The organism is Kitasatospora sp. NPDC054795, assembly GCF_053611565.1.
Map to the genome: position 1 here is coordinate 15,187 of NZ_JBSHAP010000106.1, position 17,262 is coordinate 32,448.

A 17,262-nucleotide genomic window follows, 5' to 3' on the forward strand; every position below is an offset into this window, starting at 1 on the left:
CCGGGCCCTGCTGGACCAACGCGTCCGCGCGGCCCGGAGCAGGGCCGCCGAGGGCGAGCCGGGGGACGCGGTCCCACGCCGCCCGGAGGGCGCGCAGGTGACGTCGTTCACCCAGGAACGCATGTGGCTGATCGAGCGGCTGTCCAACGGCCCCGCGATGTACAACGTCCACGAGGTCTTCCGGTTGCACGGCCCGCTGGACGTGGCCGCCCTCGGCCACAGCCTCACCGAGCTGGTGCGGCGCCACGAAGTCCTGCGCACCGCCTTCCCCGAGCAGGACGGGCGCCCCGTCCCCTCGGTCGAACCGGCCCGGGTGCTCGACCTGCCCGTCACGGACCTGCGGGCCGAGCCCGCGGAGCGCCGGACGCGGCTGGCCCTCGATCTCGTCCACGCCGAGATCCTGCGCCCGTTCGACCTGGCCACCGCCCCGCTGCTGCGCGCGGCACTGCTGCGGGTCGACGAGGACGAACACGTCCTGGTGGTGGTCGTCCACCACATCGCGGTCGACGGCTGGTCGATGCCGCTGCTGTGGGACGACCTGTCGGCGATGTACCGGAGCCGGCTGGAAGGCCGCGAGCACGAGCTGCCGCCCCTGCGGATCCAGTACGCGGACTTCGCCCACTGGCAGCGGGACCGCCTCTCCGGCGAACGCCTGCAGCGCCAACTGGACTACTGGAGCGCACAGCTGTCCGGGGGGTGGCCGGTGGCCCGGCCCTCCTAGCGGGCGCGCGGCCCGCCCCCCGCGGGCCGGGGCGAGCGGATCACCTTCACGGTGCCCGAGGAACTGGCCGGGCGGTTGCGGCTGCTGGGCCGGCGGCACGGCGCGACGATGTTCATGACGCTGCTCGCCGCGTTCCAGGCCCTGCTCGCCCGCTACAGCGGGCAGTCGGACGTGGCCGTCGGCACCCCGGTCGCGGGCCGCACCCGTCCGGAACTCGACCCGCTGGTGGGCTCGTTCATCAACACCGTGGTCATCCGCACCGACCTCGCGGGCGACCCGAGCTTCGCCGAGCTGCTCGACCGGGTCCGCCGGACCGCCGCGGACGCCTACGCGCACCAGGACGTGCCGTTCGAGCGGCTGGTGCAGGAGCTGCGGCCGGCCCGCGGTCTCGACCGCAACCCGCTGTTCCAGGTGATGTTCGCCGGCCTGTCCGACCCGACCGCCTCCCTCCGGCTGCTGGGGACGGAGGTCGAACGGATCGAGGTCGACAACGGCACGGCCAAGGTCGACCTCAGCCTGGTGATCGCCGAAGGATCGGCCGGCACGGGCGGGACGACCGGGACGGTGGCCTTCGACACCGATCTGTTCGACCGCGCGAGCGTGGAGCGCCTGGTCGGCCACTACCTCCGGCTGCTGGACGCCGCGGCCGGCGATCCCGACCGTCCCGTCTCGCGCCTGGAACTGCTCACCGAGGCCGAACGCGAAGCGCTGCTGGTGGCCGCCAACGCCACCGACGAACCCTTTCCCGCGGACCTCTGCGTGCACGAGCTGGTCGAGGAGCGGGCCCGGCGGACCCCCGACGCGGTGGCGGTCCGCTGCGGCGCCGAGCGACTGACCTACCGGGAACTCGACCGCCGGGCCAATCGGCTGGCCCGGCACCTACGAGCCCGGGGAGCACGGCCGGAACGCCTGGTCGGCGTGTGCCTGCCGCGCTCGGCGGACCTGGTCGTGGCCCTGCTGGCCGTCCTCAAGTCGGGCGCCGCCTACCTGCCGCTGGACCCGGACCTCCCGGCGCAGCGCATGTCGTTCATGCTCGCCGACGCCGACGTGCCGCTGCTGCTCACCCAGGACTCCCTGGCCGACCGGCTCCCGAGCCACGGCGCCGCGACGGTGCGGATGGACACCGAGGCCCGGCTCATCGCGGCCCGGCCGGACGACCCGCTGCCACCGCTCGCGACGCCCGCCAACCTGGCGTACTCGATCTACACCTCCGGTTCGACCGGCCGCCCCAAGGCCGTGCTGGTCCCGCACGAGGGTGTGGTCAACTACCTGGTGGTCCGCGGCCGGCAGCTGGACCTCGGCGGGGACGACGTCGTCGCCTCGGTGGCCTCGATCTCCTTCGACGTCATCGTCCCGCAGGTGCTCATGCCCCTGGCCTGGGGCGCGAGCGTGGTGATCGCCCCGTCGGAGGTCGCCGTCGACGGCCCGCGCCTGACGGAGATGATGCGCGAGTTCGGCGTCACCACGCTCATGGCCACACCCGCCACCTGGCTCCTGCTGCTGGACGGCGGATGGCAGGGCGGCCGGTTCCAGGCGATCTGCGTGGGTGAACCGCTCCAGCCCGCCCTGGCCCGGCGGCTCCTCGACCGGGTCTCCACGCTGTGGAACGGCTACGGTCCCACCGAGGCGTCCGTCGGCTGTGTCACCCGGCGCGTGGACGCCGAACGGGACCTGGCCCGGCCGGGCGGGTCCGTGCCGATCGGCCGGCCGCTCGGCAACCTCCGGATCCACCTGCTGGACCCGGCCGGCGCCCCGGTTCCCGTCGGCGTACCGGGGGAGATCCACATCGGCGGGGTCGGCGTCACCCGCGGCTACGCCAACCGGCCGGGGCTGACCGCCGAGCGCTTCGTGCCGGATCCCTTCGGCGCGGCCGGCGGCAGGCTGTACCGGACCGGCGACCTGGCGCGGTACCTGCCGGACGGCAGCCTCGTCTTCCTCGGCCGCACCGACGAGCAGGTGAAGATCCGGGGATACCGCATCGAGCTGGGCGAGATCGAGGCCGCGCTGTGCGCGCAGCCCGGAGTCGCCAGGGCCGCGGTGACGGTGCGCGGCGGCGGGACGGACGCCGAACTGGCCGGCTACCTGGTGTGGCAGGACCGGCCCGGTGACCTGGGGGACCTGCGGCGCTCCCTGCGCGAGACCCTGCCCGAGTTCATGGTGCCGACGACGCTGACCGCGCTCGACCGGATCCCGTTGACCACCAACGGCAAGGTGGACCGCGGGGCCCTGCCCGCGCCCGCCCGCCGCGGCCACGAGGCCGGTGCGCTACCGCCGCGGGACCTGCCGGAACTCCTGATGACCGGGATCTGGGAGCGTGTGCTGGGCACCCCGCGGGTCGGCGTCCGGGACGACTTCTTCGCGCTGGGCGGGCACTCCCTCAGGGCGGTCGAGCTGGTGGAGGCGATCCGGCAGGAGTGGGGGGTCACCGTGCCGCTGAACACGGTGTTCCGCCATCCCACCGTCGAGGGCCTGTGCGCGGAGCTGCCCGACGCGTCCCGGGCGCTGCGCCGGCTCGTCGTCCCGCTGGCCGAGGGGGACCGCCGCCGGGCGCCGCTGATCCTGGTGCACCCGCAGAGCGGCGACGTGTGCTCCTTCCTCCACCTGGCCGGACAGCTCACCGGGCGCCTCGCCGAATCCCCTGCGGTCGCCCGGCCCGTCCACGGCCTGGAGGCCGTCGGCTACAACACCGACGAGCCGCCCCTGGCCACCGTGGAGGAGCAGGCGCAGCGCTACCTGCGGGAGCTGCGGTCCGTCCTGCCCGACGGCCCGTACCTGCTGGCCGGCTGGTCCTTCGGCGGGCTGGTCGCGTTCGAGATGGCCCGCCTGCTGGAGGAACAGGGGAACCCCCCGGGATTCCTCGGGATCATCGACGTCGGAGCGCCCGCGTCCACCGCCGGAGCCGCCGACGGGTCGGTCGGGGACCTCCACGAGCTCGACGAGCAGGACGTCCTCTCCCTGCTGCTCCACGACGCGAACGCCGGTGAGCGCCTTCCCCGGCGGGGGCGCACCGAACAACTGCAACGCATGGTGCGGGTCTTCACCACCAACGGCGAGGCCGCCCGACGCTACCGGTCGACGGCACGGCTGCGGACACCGATCCACCTGTTCACGAGCGCCGAGGCCCACCCCTCGCTGGCCGGCCCGGTCGTCGTCCCCGCCCGGTGGCGGGAACGAACCCGCGGGGCGTTGAACGTGGTCGAGGTACCCGGCAACCACCACGACATGCTCTCGCCGCCCCACGTGGCGCCCTTCGCCGACGCGCTGTCGGCCGTCCTGGAGGAGCTCGGATGAGCGACGGACACGAGTTGCCGCTGTCGTCGGCGCAGTCCGGCATCTGGTTCGCCCACCACCTGCGCCCCGGCAGCCCCGCCTACAACACCGGCGAGTACGTGGACATCCCCGGGCCGATCGACCCGGAGCTGTTCGAGACGGCCGTGCGGCGCGTGGTGGACGAGACGGAGTCACTGCGCGTCCGCCTCACCGACGGTGCCGACGGCCCCCGGCAGGTCGTCACCCCGGCGCCCGACTGGACGATGCACCACGTCGACCTCACGTCGACACCGGATCCGCTGCGGGCGGCCGAGCGCTGGATGCGCGCCGACCTGTCCACGCCGGTCGGGCTCACCCGGGACCCGCTGTTCCGCCAGGCCCTGTTCACCGTCGCGCCGGACCGCTTCCTCTGGTACCAGCGCGTCCACCACATCGCGGTCGACGGCTTCAGCATGTCGCTGATCGCGCGCCGCGTCGCCAAGACCTACACGGGACTGGTCGAGGGCAGGGGCGGGACAGGACCGGCCTTCGGGCCGCTGAGCCTCCTGCTGGCGCACGACGCCGCCCACCACGCGTCGGAACAGCCCGAACAGGACCGGGCGTTCTGGGCGGCCCGGCTGGCCGGCCGGCCGGATCCCGTCAGCCTCGCCAGCCGCTCGGCGGCCGCCTCGGACGGCTTCCTGCGCCGTACCGGCAGCCTCGACTCGCCCACCCTGGCCGCGCTGCGGCGGGCCGCGCGACCCGCCGGGGCGAGCTGGCCCACCGCCTTCACCGCGACGGTCGCCGCGTACCTCCACCGCCTCAGTGGCGAACGGGACATCGTGCTCAGCATGCCGGTGACCGGGCGCACCGGCTCCTCCGTGCCGGCCGTCCCCGGCATGGTGGCGAACGTGGTGCCGCTGCGGCTGAGCGTGCACCCCGGACAGGGTCTGTCCGCCCTCGCGCGACAGGTGGCCGAGGAGGTCGCAGCCCTGCGCCCGCACCAGCGCCACCGCAGCGAGGACCTGCGCCGGGAGCTGGACCCGGCACGCTCGGAGCGGGTCCTCTTCGGGCCCGTCGTCAACATCATGTCCTTCTACTACCGCCTGGACTTCGCGGGGGTCCGGGCCACCGTGCACAACCTGTCCAACGGGCCGGTCGAGGACCTCTCGTTCTCCGTCTACGACCGCTCCGACGCCACCGAGCCCCGGCTCGACGTCGACGCGAACCCCGCGCTCTACTCCGAGGCCGAACTCGCCGCCCACCAGCAGCGGTTCCTCCGGTTCCTGCACGCGGTGGCCGCCGACCCGGACCGGCCGATCGGCCGGCCCGACCTCCTCACCGAGGCGGAACGGCACCGGACCGTCGTGGCCGGCAACCGCACCACGCGGCCGCTGCCGCACCCGACGGTGCCGCTGGCCTTCGCGGCCGAGGCCGCGCGCACACCCGATGCGCCCGCCGTGGTGTGCGGGGAAACCACCCTGTCCTACGCGGAGTTGAACGCCCGGGCCAACCGGCTGGCCCACCGGCTCATCGCCCTGGGCGTCCGCTGCGACAGCACGGTGGCCGTGCTCATGGAACGCTCCGCCGACGTGGTGGTGGCGGTCCTGGCGATCGGCAAGGCCGGCGGCGCCTACGTGCCGCTGGACACCCGGGCCCCGACGGCCCGCCTGCGGCGCGTTTTGGACGACACCGGGGCGGTGGTTCTGCTCACCCACCGGGCCACCCGGGAGCAGGCACCGTCCCACGGCACACCGGTGGTCGTCGTCGACGCCGACCCCGGCCTCGCCGAGGAGCCGGCCACCGACCCCGTCGTGCCGCTGCGCCCGGACCACCTGGCGTGCGTGCTGTACACCTCGGGGTCCACGGGCACGCCCAAGGGGGTGGCCCTGAGCCACCGCAACGTCATCAGCATGACCGCGCAGGGCTGTTGGCGCGAGCAGGGCGGCCCGCGTGTGCTCGCGCACTCCCCGCACGCCTTCGACGCCTCGACCTTCGAGTGGTGGGTACCGCTGCTCAACGGGGGCCGGGTGGTCGTGGCCCCGCCCGGGGAACTGGCGCTCTCGGACCTCCACCGGCTGATCGTCGACCACCGGGTCGGCGCGCTGTGGCTGACGGCCGGGCTGTTCCGGGTGCTCGCCGAGGAGTCCCCCGGCACGCTGGCCGGGGTCGGCCAGGTGTGGACCGGCGGTGACATCGTGCCGGCCGACGCGGTACGGCGCGTCCTGGCACGGTGTCCGGACTCCGTGGTGGTCGCCGGGTACGGCCCGACCGAGGCCGCCACGTTCACCACGCGCCGGGTGCTCCGCCCCGGCGAGGCCGTGCCCGACGTCGTCCCCCTCGGCCGGCCGATGGACAACAGACGGGTGTACGTCCTGGACGAGGCGCTGTCGCCGGTGCCGCCGGGGGTGGCCGGCATGCTGTACGTCGCCGGTGCGGGCGTGGCGCGCGGGTACCTGAACGACCCCCGCCGCACCGCCGGCCAGTTCGTGCCGTGCCCGTTCGGCGAACCGGGGGAGCGGATGTACCGCACGGGCGACGTGGTCCGCTGGAACGCCGAGGGGGAGCTGGAGTTCATCGGCCGAGCGGACGAGCAGGTCAAGCTCCACGGGTTCCGCATCGAACCGGGCGAGATCGAGGCGGTGCTGGCCGGTCACCCCGCCGTAGCCCAGGCGACCGTGGTCGCCGGCCCGGGTGCCCCGTCCGGCAGGCGTCTGATCGGCTACGTCGTCCCGGCCGGGGACTCGGGGCTCGACCCGGCGTCGGTGCGGGAGCACGCCTCGGCGGTGCTGCCGGACTACATGGTGCCCTCGGTGATCGTCACGCTCGACGCCTTTCCCCTGACCCCCAGAGGGAAGATCGACCGGGCCGCGCTGCCCGTCCCGGACCTCGCACCGGCACCGTCCGGCCCCGGGCCGCGCACCCCGGCGGAGCGGACGATGTGCGCGCTGTTCGCCGAGGTGCTCGGCCGGCCCGCAGTGGGCGTCGACGACGGTTTCTTCGCGCTGGGCGGCAATTCCCTGCTCGCGACCAGGCTGGTCAACCGGGTGCGGGTGAGGTTCGGCCGCGAACTCACCCTCGGCGCGCTGTTCCAGGCGCCCACGCCGGCGCGCCTGGTCGACGCGCTCGAGGACGCCCCGGACGCCGCGGCCGTACCGGACCTCTCACCACGTTCACGACTCTGACAGCTCCAACAGCTCCAACAGCTCCGACAGCTCCGACAGCGATCACAGGAAGCACCTCGGCATGGCCCACACCCTCTCCCAGCCCGACGACACACCGGCAGCGCCGGCACCACCTGAAACCCCGATCGCGGCAGCACCCCCGACGGCCCCGGCACTGGGGGCGTCCCAGGTCCGCCGGTACTACCAGCTCGTCGACGCCGGGGACGTGCCCGCGCTGGTCGCCCTGTTCACCCCGGACGCCCGCTACCACCGCCCCGGGTACCGGCCCATGGTCGGGCACGCCGAACTGGAACGCTTCTACCGCGACCAGCGGGTGATCCGCACCGGCGTGCACACCCTGGCCACCGTGGTCACGACCGACGACGAGGTGGCGGTGCACGGCCTGTTCCGCGGCGTGCTGCACGACGGCGGTGAGGTCGAGCTGCGGTTCGCGGACTTCTTCCGGATGACGCCGCAGGGCCGCATCGCCGCGCGGGACACCTTCTTCCACGTGCCCGCGGTCTGAGCCGCGGCCACAGCGGCCACAGCAGCAACTGCAGCGGCGGCAACGGCGACGGCCCACCCGGTCGCGCGTCCAACCCCGACGGGGACACTTCAGCACAGGAAAGCGGGAAAGCAGTTGACCAAGACCGTCTTCACCTCCGACATCCCGGCGTTCGTCGGCAGCGGACGGCCGCCGTTCGACGCCCGGGCGGTCCACGAGTTGGTCGCCGAACAGGCGGAGCGGGCCCCGCACGCGCCCGCCGTCACCTGCGACGGACGGACCCTGACCTACCAGCAGCTCAACGACCGCGCCCACCGGCTCGCCGGGCGACTGCGAGCGGCCGGACTGGCGCAGGAGGACGTCGTGGGCGTGCTGGTGCCGCGCTCGCCGGAGCTGATCGTGGCCCTGCTCGCCGTCCTCATCGCGGGCGGGGCGTACCTCGGACTCGAACCGGACGACCCGGCGAGCCGCCACGCGCTGCTGCTCAAGGACGCCGGCGCGGGCATGGTGATCACCGAGGAGGCCCTGCGGGAGCAGCTGCCCGGCACCGTCGTCACGGTGACGGAAGGCCGCCCGGCGCGGGAGCAGGCCACCGGGCCGGCGGTTCCGGCCCGCCCCGGCGACCCGGACCGGCTCGCCTACGTCAGCTACACCTCGGGCTCCACCGGCGAGCCCAAGGGCGTCGGCGTGCCCCACCGGGCGATCGACCGGCTCGTCCGGGGCGCGGACTGGATGGACGTCCGCGCCGAGGACGTCTTCTTCCACCTCGCGCCGGTCGCGTTCGACGCGTCCACGTTCGAGATCTGGGCCCCCCTCGTCAACGGCTGCCGACTGGTCCTCTTCCCCCCGGTCGCCATCACGCTGGAACACGTGGCGCGCGTCGTCCGGGCCGAGCGCGTGACGGTCCTGCTGCTGACCACCGGGCTCTTCCACCAGATGGCGAGCTCCCACCCGGAGGCGTTCGCCGACGTGCGGCACGTCCTCACCGGGGGCGACGTGGCCTCCCCGAGCCACGTCCAGCACCTGCTGGCCCGCCACCCGCAGCTGCTCTTCACCAACGGCTACGGACCGACCGAGAACACCACGTACACGACCTGCTGGACCAGCAGCACCCTCCCGGAGCTGCGGAGCGTGCCGATCGGCCGCCCGATCAGCGGCACCAGGGTCGCCGTGCTCGACGGCGACCTCGGCCCGGTGCCCGTCGGCGAGTGCGGGGAACTGTACGTGGCCGGGGCGGGCCTGGCCCGCGGCTACCTGGGCCGCCCGGCCGCCACCGCCGAACGGTTCCTGCCCGACCCGTTCGGGACCGAGCCGGGCGCCCGGATGTACCGGACCGGCGACCTCGTGCGATGGCTGCCCGACGGCACCCTGGAGTTCGTCGGACGGGCGGACGACCAGGTCAAGGTCCAGGGCTACCGCGCCGAACCGCGCGCCGTCGAGGTCGAGCTGGAACGGCTCGCCGGGGTACGGCACGCGGTCGTGCTGCCGCAGCCCGACCCGGCGGGCGGCACCCGGCTGCTGGCCTACGTCGTGCCCGCGGAACCCGATCCGGCGGGCAACGCCGAGCTCGGCCGGCGGCTGCGCCACGAACTGCGGGACCGGCTGCCGGGCTACCTGATCCCCTGGGCGATCCTCGTCCGCCCCGAGCTGCCGGTGAACCGCAACGGCAAGATCGACCGCCGCGCCCTGCCCACCGCCACCCGGGTGCCGCGCAACGTGCCCAACGAGTTCGTCCCGCCCCTCACCGAGGTGCAGACGCGACTGGCCGAGTTGTGGGGCGACGCCCTCGGCGTCGAACCGGTCGGCGTCGACGACGACTTCTTCGACCTCGGCGGACACTCCCTGCTGGCCACCGACCTCCTGGTCGCCACCCAGCGCGAGTTCGACGTGGACCTGCCCGCGCAGACCCTGTACCTGTCGCCGACCGTCGCCGAGCTGGCGACGGCCCTCACCGCCCGGATGCGGACATCGGGCCCGGACGGCCCGGCGGACGGCCCGACGGGGGACCCGGCCGACGGGGCGGGGGAGGGGCAGCCCCGATGACGGCGGTTCCCCCGACCACGCGCTGCCCGGTCCTCGCCCCGCAGCCGGTCGATCTGATCGACCCCGACCTCTACCTCTCGGGCGGGGCGCACGAGGCGTGGCGACGGCTGCGCCGCGACGCCCCGGTGAGCTGGCAGCCGGTCGGCGACATCGGCTACTGGTCGATCGTCGCCCACGCCGAGGCCAACCGGGTACTGCGCGACCACGACACGTTCACCTCCGAACAGGGCACCCTGCTCAACCTCCTCGGCAAGGGCGACCCTGCCGGCGGCCGGCAGATGGCCGTGACCGACCCGCCCCGGCACTCGCGCCTGCGCGGCCCGCTGCAGCAGGCGCTGTCGATCAAGACGGTGGAGAACGACCGGGAGGCGATCCGCCGGGCCGTCGTCGAACTGCTCCGGCCGTTGGCCGACGGCGGCCCGTACGACTTCGCCGCCGCCATGGCCACCCTGCCGATGGCGGTGATCGGCACCATGATGGCGCTACCGGAGCGGGACTGGCCGCGGCTGGTCCGGCTCGCCCACGCCTGCATCGCCGCGGACGACCCCGAGTTCCAGCTCGCCGCCGGAGCACGAGCCACCCTCGTGACCGCCCACCGCGAACTGTTCGCCTACTTCCAGGACCTCGTCACCGCGCGCCGGCGCGCACCGGGCGTCGACCTGATCAGCGTGCTGCTCACCATGGAACTGGACGGACGCCGACTGTCGCCCGGCGAGATCGTGTCCAACTGCTACAGCCTGCTGCTCGGAGCGACCGTCACCACCGCCCAGCCGCCGATCGCGGCGATGGCCGAACTGGCCGGGACCGCCGTCCTGGACGACTGGGCGGCCCACCCGGAACTGCTCGGCAGCGGCGTGGAGGAGGCACTGCGCTGGGCCTCGCCCACCCAGCACTTCATGCGCCACGCCACCCGCGACGTCGAGATCCGGGGCGTGCCGATCCGCGCGGGGGACGCCGTCGTCGTGTGGCTGGCGTCGGCCAACCGCGACGAGACCGTGTTCGCCGACCCGGACACCTTCGACATCCGGCGGCGGCCCAACAAGCACATCGCGTTCGGCGTCGGTGCGCACTACTGCATCGGACACACCGTCGCACGGGTGGCCCTGCGGATCCTCTTCGCCGAACTGCTCGGCCGGTTCACCGGCTTCGAACCCGCCGGGCCGCCGCGGCGCATGCGCTCGAACATCATCGCGGGCTTCACGCACCTGCCGATCACCGCGCGGACCCGGCGGGCATGGTCGGACACGCCCTAGGGAGCCGGAGCCGTCACCACGGCCGCTGCCGAACCCGAGAAGAAACCCCACCCACGGAAGGTCATCAGTGGACGCTCCGACGGCCCGTACCCGCAACAAGTGGTTCCTGCGCGAGCCGTCGCCGGTGGCACCGGCGCGGCTGTTCTGCCTGCCCTACTCCGGGTGCGGTGCGAGCATGTACCGCCAGTGGCCGTCACAGGTCGACGGCGTCGAGGTCTGCCCCGTGCAGCCGCCCGGCCGGGAGAACCGGATGCGCGAGCCCGCCCACACCACCTACGAGGCGCTGGCCGACGACCTCTGCGAAGCGCTGCGCCCCCACCTGGACCGCCCCTACGCCCTGTTCGGGCACTGCGGCTCCGCGCTGGCGGCGTACGAGACCGCCGTACGGCTGGTCCAGCGGGGCTGCCCCGCCCCGACCCGGCTGTTCGTCTCCTCCGAGGTCGCGCCGCAGGACGGCCCCTACGGCCGCTTCCTCGGCATGAGCGACGACGAGCTGGCCGCCGAACTGCGCCGGCTCGTCGCGGAACTGGGCAGCACCCTGGAACCGAGCCTGCTCGCGCTCTACCTCGGCGTCCTGCGCAACGACGTCGACATGAACAAGCGGTACCACGTGGCCGAGCCGGTCCGGCTGCCGTGCCCGGTCACCGCCATCGGCTGGACCGGGGACACCGGCATCGCGCCGTCGCTGATGACCGGCTGGTCGGCGTGCGGCGAAACGACCTTCGAACTCCTGGAGGGAGGCCACTACCGCTTCATCGAGGCGCCGGCGGAACTCCTGGCGCTCCTGGTCGCGGATCTGACGCCCACCCGGTCCCGCACGCCCTGACACCGGGCCGTCCGGTGTCGACCCGGTCAGCTGTCCCGGCTGCGCAGCGCGAGCCAGCCGGCCAGCAGGGCCGCCGCCGTCCAGGCCGCGAGGATCAGCAGACCCGTCGCCGGGTCGAGGCCCGGATCCGCCTTCATGACCTCGGCGCCGGCGTGGTCGGGCAGGTACCGGGCGGCGGACCGCAGCACCGGGACGGCGTCGGCCACCGGCGGGAGCACGAAGACGAAGGCGAACAGCGGTGTGAGCGTGAGTGCGGTCCTGCGCAGCACCGTTGCGACGCCGACCGGGAAACGCCCGCCGCCGGACGCGCCCGAGGTCGGACGCGCCCGCGCGGGACGCGTCCGACGTTGCGCCCGACGCGGTGTCCGAATGCCGCCAGCACACGGCCCCGTCCAGGGGCGACGATCGGAACAGCCCGACCGTGCGCCGTCCGCGGCCCTCCCGGTCTGCGGGCCCATGCTCCCGCCCGTCCCCGTCCCTCCAAGGATCCCTCCCGTGAACGACACCCTCCTCGCCACCGACGCGCCCACCACCGCGGCGCCCGCCCCGGGCCCGGCCGTCCTGCCCGCGCTCGCCTCGCTCGACTGGCAGCGCGTGCACGAGCGGTTGGACCGGGACGGTGTGGCGCTCACCGAGCCGCTGCTGTCGCCCACCCAGTGCCGGGAGATCGCCGCGCTCTACGACCGGCCCGAACTGTTCCGCACCACCGTCGACATGGCCCGCCACCGCTTCGGCTCCGGCCAGTACCGCTACTTCACCCACGACCTGCCCGAACCCGTCGCCGCCCTGCGCGAAGCCCTCTACCCCTGCCTGCTCACCGTCGCCCGTGCCTGGGCCGAGAAGCTCGGACGCCCCGCCCCCTGGCCCGACACCCTCGCCGAGTGGACCGCCAGGTGCCACGCCGCCGGCCAGGACAAGAGCTCCCAGATCCTGCTGCGCTACGGCCCCGGTGACTGGAACGCCCTGCACCGCGACGTCTTCGGCGACCTCGTCTTCCCCCTCCAGGTCGTCATCGGCCTCGACGCCCACGGCACCGACTACACCGGCGGCGAGTTCCTCCTCGTCGAACAGCGCCCCCGCGCCCAGTCCCGCGGCACCGCCACCGTCCTTCCCCAGGGGCGCGGTCTGATCTTCACCACCCGCGACCGCCCCGTCCCCTCCGCCCGCGGCCACCGCGCCGGCCCGGTTCGCCATGGCGTCAGCACCGTGCGCACCGGCCGCCGCCACACCCTCGGCCTCGTCTTCCACGACGCCTGAGACCCCGCCGCCATGGCCGCCACCGGCACACCTGCGCCCACACCTGCGCCCACACCCGCGCCCGCGCCCACTGTCGGCACCGCCCCGGTCCCGTCGTGCCGCTACACCCTGACCGGACCCGACAACCGCCCCTACTCCAGCACCGCGCCCGGTACCCTCGGCGGCCACCGGCGGGGCCGCCGCTACGGCCGCCTCGACTGCCCCTCGGCCCTGCGCGCCATCGCCGCCGGCGGCTACGTGCGCCACCGCGTCTTCTTCGCCGACGAGGCCACCGCGATCGCCGCCGCCTACCGGCCCTGCTCGGTGTGCCTGCCCGGGAAGTACCGGCAGTGGAAGACCCGTCAGAAGGACCGCACCCCATGAACCCCCGCCCCGCCCCCGGCCGCTCCCCGCTCCTTCCCGAACCCGGGACCACTGCCTACGGCGACCTCCCCGTACCCGTCCCCCACACCGCCCCCGAACTCGCCGCCCTGCTGCGCCTGCTCGCCGAGCACCGCCGCCCGCCCCTGCGCGGCGTCGCGATCGGCCACAGCCGCGACGATGCCTCCCGCACGGCCGCCGCCGCGTTCGCCGACGCCTGGCAGGCCGCGGGCAACGCCGTCCTGGTCGTCGTCGACTGGCCCGAACAGGCCGCCTCCTGGCTGCGGCCCGCCCAGCGCCTCACCGCCCCCGAAGCCGACGCCCTCGTCATCGCCGCCGCCCCGCTCGGCTGGGCGCAGCTCGCCCGACGCCTGCGCCACAGCACCCCCTGGCGTCCGGACCGCACGTTCGGCTTCGCGTCCCTCGCCGAGCCGGTCGCCGCGGCGCTCGCCGGGCCCGGCGTCCTGGACGGTGTGCGCGGCGCGAGCGCGGACGGCGGTACCTGGCGCGTCGAATCCGGCTGGACCGCCTCCTTCCCGCCCCCCGACCCGGGCGTCGCCGTGTGAACAGCACCCCCGCGCTGTTCGGCCCGCCGCCCGCCGGCTACGAGCGCCGCGAGATCGCGCCGGGCGCCGTCCACCTGCCCGGCTGGCTCACCCCCGACCTGCAGCGCGAGCTGGTCGCCGCGTGCCGCGCCTGGGCCGTCGGCCCCGTCCCGATCCGGCGCACCCGACTGCCGCGAGGCGGTGTCATGTCGGTGCAGACCGTGTGCCTGGGCCGGCACTGGCAGCCCTACGCCTACACCCGCACCGCCGACGACGTGAACGGCCGCCGCGTCGCCCCCTCCCCGAGCGGCTCGCCGACCTCGGCCGCCGGGCGGTGGCCGACGCCTACCAGGACCCCGGCCAGGGCGCCGCCTACGAACCCGACGCCGCGCTGGTCAACTTCTACGACGCCGACGCCCGGCTCGGCATGCACCAGGACAAGGACGAGCGCTCCCTCGCCCCGGTGGTCTCCCTCAGCATCGGCGACACCTGCCTCTTCCGCTTCGGCAACACCCGTAGCCGCAACCGGCCCTGGACCGACCTGACCCTCGCCTCCGGCGACCTCCTCGTCTTCGGCGGCCCCTCCCGCCTCGCATACCACGCCGTGCCGAAGATCCTCCCCGGCACCGGCGACCCCGCCATCGGTCCCGCCCGGGGTCGCCTCAACATCACCCTGCGCGTCACCGGCCTCACCGACCCCGCACCCGCTCCGACCGGAGCGCCCCGGTGACCGCCGCCGCCCGGTGACCGCCCCCGTCCGGCCACCGGCCGGGATCCGGGCCTTGAGGCCGCGTCAACCCGAGGCGCGCCGAATGTGAACGCTTCATTAACCCAAACTGGTCAGTGTGTGACATATTCTTCCTCGGCGGATGAATTCGGACCAATCGTCCTGAACCCGCCCGGAGGGCATCCCCTCACCCTCCCGTACCCTCAAGCACTCCCAGGAGCCCTACCTTGAGCGACCGCATACCATCCGTCACGAACGCGGTGCGGCCGATACCCGGATCCCGGGCCCGACGTGTGCCCGGTCGTGCCGTTCTCGGGGCTCTCGCCACCACGACGCTCGTGCTCGCGTCGTCCGTGCCGTTCGCCGTGCACGCCGCCGCGGCACCGCCGGCGAAGGCCGGTACGAGCGGGGCGCAGCGGCCGATCGGTCCGAAGCCGGCGCTCGACCTGCTGGCGCACGGCAACCTCACGATGGCGTCCAACTCGGTGGTCTCCTGCGACCCCGAGGACAGCGACTGCGACCTCAACGCCTACAACAACAACCGGGTCAACTGGGTCAAGACCGACCCCAAGGCCCCCGGCAACACCGCCTCCGCGGCCACCCTGACCGTCCCGCCGGGTGCCAAGGTGCTCAACGCCCGGCTGTACTGGCAGGCCAACCCCGTCGGAACCTCGCGGCTGTCCACGTCCGGTGACGCCTCCAAGGCCGACCAGGTCGAGTTCAAGGTCCCCGGCGCGACCGGCTACCAGCGGCTCACCGCCGACACCTACGACTGGTTCGACCAGAAGACCGGCGGAACGCCCCCGGCCCCGCTCACCGCCCACGCGGGTGTCAAGGACGTCACCGACCTGGTGCGCGCGGCCGGTTCCGGCGAGTACACCGTGGCCGACATCCAGGCCTGTCAGGGCCGCTCCTCCACCTCCGACTTCGGCGGCCAGAACGTCGGCTGCTGGGGCGGATGGTCCCTGGTCGTCGCCTACGAGGACCCCAAGGAGCCGCTGCGCTACCTGCAGATCTGGGACGGCTACCAGCTCATCCGCCCGCCCGAGCCCAGCATCACCATGACCCTCGACGGCATCCGCACCCCGGCCGGCCGCGCACCGGCCGCCACCATGGGCGTCATCGTCGGCGACGGCGACGCCCCCATCGCCGGGGACTCCCTGGAAGTCGGCCCCGACACCGGCCGGCTGACCCCGCTGCTCATGCCGACCGCCACCGGGCCCGCCCCCGACAACGCCTTCACCAGCCGCATCGACCGGGTCGCGCCCGACGGCACCGGCACCAACCTCACCGACCGCAACCCGAACACGGTCAACAACGTCGGCTACGACGCCCGGACGATCGACATCACCGGCAAGCTGCCCGCCGGCAGCAAGCAGGCCGTGCTCCGCGTCACCGGCCAGGGCGACGCGCTGCACCCCCAGGCGGTCTGGCTCGCCGTCGAGGCCCTGGAACCCGACCTCCAGATCGTCAAGGCCAACACCCCGGCCGGCTCCACCACCAACAGCCCGCCCGGGCTCGTCGACCCCGGAGCCGAGATCACCTACACCTTCACCGTCGCCAACCGGCACCCCGACGGCACCACCGCCGACCTCGACACCGCCACCGGCGTCACCCTGACCGACGTACTGCCCCAGGGCACCAGTTACGTCGACGGCTCCGGCACTGGCTGCACCGCCTCCGGACGCAACGTCACCTGCCCCACCCCCGACCTCGCGCCGGGCGCCGAGACCACCGTCTCCTTCCGGGCCAGGGTCGACGCCGGCCTCGCACCGGGCACCAGGCTCGACGACACCGCCTCCCTCGCCTACCGCGGCACCCAGACCGGCCGCGAACAGCAGCGCACCAGCAACACCGTGCGCAACACCGTCACCGAGCACACCGGTTACCGGGTCACCAAGACCGCCGACAGGAGCCAGGCCGCCCCCGGCGACACCGTCACCTACCACGTGGACGTCACCAACACCGGGAACACGCCCCTCACCGCACTGACCGTCACCGACGACCTGAGCGCCGTCCTCGACGACGCCACCTACAACGGCGACGCCACCGCCACCCTCGGCACCCCCTCCTACACGCAGCCGGTCCTCACCTGGACCGGCGACCTGCCGGCCGGCGGCAACGCCCGGCTCACCTACACCGTCAAGGTGAAGGACCCCGCTGCCGGGGACCACACCCTGCGCAACACCGTGGTGGCCGACCGGCCCGGCGGCAACTGCCCGCCCGGTGCGACGGCCGGGGAATGCACCGCCACCGTGACCGTGAACACGTCCTCCCCGACCCCGACGGCCTCCCCTACCACGTCGCCCTCCACCACGCCGACATCCGCGCCCTCGCCGACCGCGACCGACGGCAACGGCGCCGACCCGGCGCCCACCGGCAAGCCCCAGCAGCCGGGCGGTAGCGGCGGTCTCGCCGCGACGGGCAGCCAGGTCGCACTGATCGGCGGCATCGGCGCCGCCGTCCTCCTCGGCGGCGCGGCCCTCGTCCTCGCCTCCCGCCGCCGGCGCCACCGGCACTGACACCCCGTCCCGACCCTGACGTGGGGGCGGGGCCCGACCCGGGGGGGGCGCCGGGTCGGGAAGACAGGTCTCACTGAGCGCCGGAATAGG

General features: G+C 74.3%; 11 protein-coding genes and 2 pseudogenes. 12 read left to right on the forward strand and 1 reads right to left on the reverse strand.

Annotated elements, in window-relative coordinates; translation table 11 throughout:
• Positions 1–97: 97 nt before the first annotated feature.
• The 7 genes and pseudogenes from ACWGJO_RS30750 to ACWGJO_RS30780 form a co-directional block, all read left to right on the forward strand.
• A pseudogene (locus tag ACWGJO_RS30750) lies at positions 98–2,920 on the forward strand (non-ribosomal peptide synthetase); the annotation flags it as partial.
• Positions 2,921–3,016: 96 nt separating this feature from the next.
• Positions 3,017–4,012 (forward strand): thioesterase domain-containing protein, encoded by a 996-nt coding sequence (locus ACWGJO_RS30755; protein ID WP_452188736.1) that lies wholly within the window; start codon positions 3,017–3,019, stop codon positions 4,010–4,012.
• On the forward strand, positions 4,009–7,155 hold the full coding sequence (locus ACWGJO_RS30760; RefSeq protein ID WP_452188718.1) for an amino acid adenylation domain-containing protein: 3,147 nt from the start codon (positions 4,009–4,011) through the stop codon (positions 7,153–7,155). The genes ACWGJO_RS30755 and ACWGJO_RS30760 overlap by 4 nt, the downstream gene beginning before the upstream one ends.
• Positions 7,156–7,216: 61 nt before the next feature.
• Positions 7,217–7,660, forward strand: coding sequence for a nuclear transport factor 2 family protein (locus ACWGJO_RS30765; RefSeq protein ID WP_452188720.1), 444 nt, complete (start codon positions 7,217–7,219; stop codon positions 7,658–7,660).
• Positions 7,661–7,774: 114 nt separating this feature from the next.
• Positions 7,775–9,682, forward strand: coding sequence for an amino acid adenylation domain-containing protein (locus tag ACWGJO_RS30770; protein WP_452188722.1), 1,908 nt, complete (start codon positions 7,775–7,777; stop codon positions 9,680–9,682).
• Positions 9,679–10,935: a cytochrome P450 gene (locus ACWGJO_RS30775; RefSeq protein WP_452188724.1), complete on the forward strand. Its 1,257-nt coding sequence runs from the start codon at positions 9,679–9,681 to the stop codon at positions 10,933–10,935. The genes ACWGJO_RS30770 and ACWGJO_RS30775 overlap by 4 nt, the downstream gene beginning before the upstream one ends.
• Positions 10,936–11,002: 67 nt before the next feature.
• Positions 11,003–11,761 carry a thioesterase II family protein gene (locus tag ACWGJO_RS30780; RefSeq protein WP_452188726.1) on the forward strand — a complete coding sequence of 253 codons (759 nt, stop codon included), beginning with the start codon at positions 11,003–11,005 and terminating at the stop codon, positions 11,759–11,761.
• 26 nt (positions 11,762–11,787) lie between these two features.
• Here ACWGJO_RS30780 and ACWGJO_RS30785 read toward each other — a convergent pair whose 3' ends face one another.
• The gene (locus tag ACWGJO_RS30785; protein ID WP_452188727.1) at positions 11,788–12,030 is read right to left on the reverse strand and encodes a hypothetical protein; all 243 of its coding nucleotides are present in this window, start codon (positions 12,028–12,030) and stop codon (positions 11,788–11,790) included.
• Positions 12,031–12,256: 226 nt separating this feature from the next.
• Between ACWGJO_RS30785 and ACWGJO_RS30790 the strand changes: the two genes are divergently transcribed.
• The 5 genes and pseudogenes from ACWGJO_RS30790 to ACWGJO_RS30810 all read left to right on the forward strand — a co-directional run bounded on the left by ACWGJO_RS30790 (position 12,257) and on the right by ACWGJO_RS30810 (position 17,172).
• Positions 12,257–13,018 (forward strand): 2OG-Fe(II) oxygenase, encoded by a 762-nt coding sequence (locus ACWGJO_RS30790; RefSeq protein ID WP_452188729.1) that lies wholly within the window; start codon positions 12,257–12,259, stop codon positions 13,016–13,018.
• A 12-nt stretch (positions 13,019–13,030) separates the two neighbouring features.
• On the forward strand, positions 13,031–13,381 hold the full coding sequence (locus tag ACWGJO_RS30795) for a metal-binding protein (protein WP_452188731.1): 351 nt from the start codon (positions 13,031–13,033) through the stop codon (positions 13,379–13,381).
• On the forward strand, positions 13,378–13,944 hold the full coding sequence (locus tag ACWGJO_RS30800; RefSeq protein ID WP_452188733.1) for a hypothetical protein: 567 nt from the start codon (positions 13,378–13,380) through the stop codon (positions 13,942–13,944). The genes ACWGJO_RS30795 and ACWGJO_RS30800 overlap by 4 nt, the downstream gene beginning before the upstream one ends.
• Before the next feature lie 14 nt (positions 13,945–13,958).
• Positions 13,959–14,653: pseudogene (locus tag ACWGJO_RS30805) on the forward strand (alpha-ketoglutarate-dependent dioxygenase AlkB family protein).
• A gap of 335 nt (positions 14,654–14,988) precedes the next feature.
• A complete protein-coding gene (locus ACWGJO_RS30810) occupies positions 14,989–17,172 on the forward strand; it encodes a DUF7927 domain-containing protein (protein WP_452188734.1) in 2,184 nt (727 codons plus the stop codon).
• Positions 17,173–17,262: the final 90 nt, after the last annotated feature.